General features: G+C 65.7%; 3 protein-coding genes. 1 reads left to right on the top strand and 2 read right to left on the bottom strand.

The features are described from left to right. On the top strand, nucleotides 1-327 hold a 327-nt coding region (locus tag U9980_RS25800), incomplete at its 5' end, for a Uma2 family endonuclease (protein ID WP_322770303.1). 278 nt (nucleotides 328-605) lie between these two features. Here U9980_RS25800 and U9980_RS25795 read toward each other — a convergent pair. Then, nucleotides 606-1568: a hypothetical protein gene (locus U9980_RS25795; protein ID WP_322770302.1), complete on the bottom strand. Its 963-nt coding sequence runs from the start codon at nucleotides 1566-1568 to the stop codon at nucleotides 606-608. Nucleotides 1569-1788: 220 nt separating this feature from the next. After that, the gene (locus tag U9980_RS25790; protein WP_322770301.1) at nucleotides 1789-2142 is read right to left on the bottom strand and encodes a hypothetical protein; all 354 of its coding nucleotides are present in this window, start codon (nucleotides 2140-2142) and stop codon (nucleotides 1789-1791) included. Nucleotides 2143-2359 lie beyond the last annotated feature (217 nt).

The following is a 2359-nucleotide window of genomic DNA, read 5'->3' as shown; positions in this document are numbered from 1 at the left end:
TTGGCTGTGCCGGATATCGCCATCGTCGAGCGGAAGTTCGCGGCCACCGACCCGATCCGGTACCCGGTGGGTACCGTGCTGGCGGTCGTCGAGATCGTGTCGCCCGGCAGTGAGCCACAAGACCGGATGATCAAACCGCAGCTCTATGCAGACACGGGCATTGCCGTGTATTGGCGGTTCGAGCTGGCGCCGAAACCGCACATCATCGTCTCCGAGCTCCGGCGTAGCCTGTTCGTCCATACAATCACCGCCTCAGCTGGCGAGCGGACGGTAATCCCCTGCCCGTTCCCGGTCGACCTCGACCCCGCTGAACTTGCTCGGCAGTAACCGCAGAACCGATCTGAACGGTCATGAGAGGACCTGGTCATTGCCCGACTGCACCAGCCGGACAAGCAACGGGTCCAGCTAGGAACGTCAGCCGCGCCGGCCTGCGTCGCCCGCTGGCTGCTGCGCGGGATGACGATCAGCGTGGCCGCCGACGCCGGCGACGGCGGCCTTCCCGCCGGCCCCTCCATCTGACGATCGACCCACGGCGACGGTCGACACCGGCGGATAGCCAGACTGTCACGAGGGTGAACCGTCCGTCTCAACCTCGGGCGTCCTCGTCAGCCCCCTCTGGCCTCTTGACCCGGCCCGCCTCGCGCAGCCGATGCGGCCGACTCGAGGCGACGGAGCAGATCCGCGAACACCGGGTGGTCTTCGAACTGGCCGGGCAGCATGCCGTCCAGGACGTGGGGGAAGCGGCGGAGAGCGGGAACCGCGTCCGAACTGGCCGGCCGGATGTCCGGCGGATCCACGCCGTACCACCGGGCAACACTCGCCAGCAGTGGGTCCGGCTCGCCTGCGACGAGTATGACTACGGCTCTGTCCTGCGCGTTCTGGTCAAGCATCATCTCCAGCTCGCCTGTGACGCCGGGGGTAATGCTACTCAACGCCATTAGAATCACCTCGGCGCTCTCGATGAGTGCCCGGACCACTCCCTGCCAGTTTTCATGAGGAAGTTCGAGCATCGGGATAGACGTTCGGAACCACGACAGCGTGTCGACGGGATTGGCGACCGCCATCACTGGCGCTCGACCGCGTAGGGCATCTGCCACCCTGCCTTCGATTGTTTCCGTAGGATGGTCGACAATTCCGCTCTGAATCCTCACGCGACGGTGGAGCGCCGGCTTCCCGCGCGTCTCGAGGGAGAGCGCCTCGAGATCGAAGCTTCTCAGGAAGAGTACGAAAGGTCGTCCCAACCGCCGCCGTTCGAGGACGGTTCGCGTGGCGGTTCGATGCTGTGCCTCATATTTCTCCCCCATCCTTTCCTCGAGCGCGAGGGTATTCTTTTCCAGTGCCCGGACGGCATGATGGTTGCGGGCGATCGCGACGGTGAAGAGTGCCCCGTACACAAGGACGGCCGGCAGGAGGACGCATGTGCGGAACAGTCGCGTTGAGGGCAAGTCGAGATAATCGAAGGCGAGAAGCACCCCTACAAACACCGGTGGTACGAAGGCGACCGCATCTGTGGCTCGGCGATAAATCCAGAACAGGACGAACGCGCCGAATGCTGCGAGCGTCAGCACCGTGGCGACCAGTCGTGCGGGTGCCGCGAATGGGAAGAAGCTGCCACCGAGCACCTCGGTGACGCCAACAAGAACCGGTACAACCAGGCCGAGGTGGATCCGATCACGTTGTTTCGTCAGGTCAAAATCGGTGGCGGTCGCAACCGCAAGTCGCTCTCGGTGGTGGGGCCGGTCCAGCCCGAGGAAAAATCGCGCGTCGACGCGGGCTGCAACGCCGTGATCATCGCATGCCGGCCCGGTCCTCCCAGGCGCGTCGGATCGGGGCGGGCAGCACCAGCTCCGGCCACGCGTCAACGAGCAGCGCCCCGTCGATGTAGCCGAGGATGTCCTCCGCCCGGCCTTCCCGCAGGACGATCTCGTACAGCCGGTGGCGCTGCTGCCGGTCCGCGAGGTCGTAGGTCCGCTCCGGGTCCGACCAGTTGAGATGGGTGGGCAGCCGGACCAGGGCCAACGCCTGGCGCAGCGGGAGCCGGGGCAGCCGGTCCGGCACGGCGAACGGCCGGCCGCGCTCGTCCACCACGACCTCGAACCGGGGCAGCGGCGTGATGTCGAGCCGGAAGCCCGCCGCGGCCAATCGACAGCGGGATCTCTCGTCTGCACTGTTTATCCAGGTCGTGGGCCGGTTCGCGCGCATGCGAGGTGTCGAGGATGAAACATGCGCTCGCCTGTTCATCCCGTCGATCAACCCACTTCTCGGCTATGCCAAGGACATCGAGAAGACCGTTGAGGCAGTCATCGCCGACGGGGAACAGAAAGTCCGCGACCGCCAGCACGACGACGAGGACGACGAT

It is taken from the genome of Protofrankia sp. Cr1 (assembly GCF_963555865.1).
GTDB lineage: Bacteria > Actinomycetota > Actinomycetes > Frankiales > Frankiaceae > Protofrankia.
This window is presented reverse-complemented; position numbering and strand designations above follow the sequence as displayed.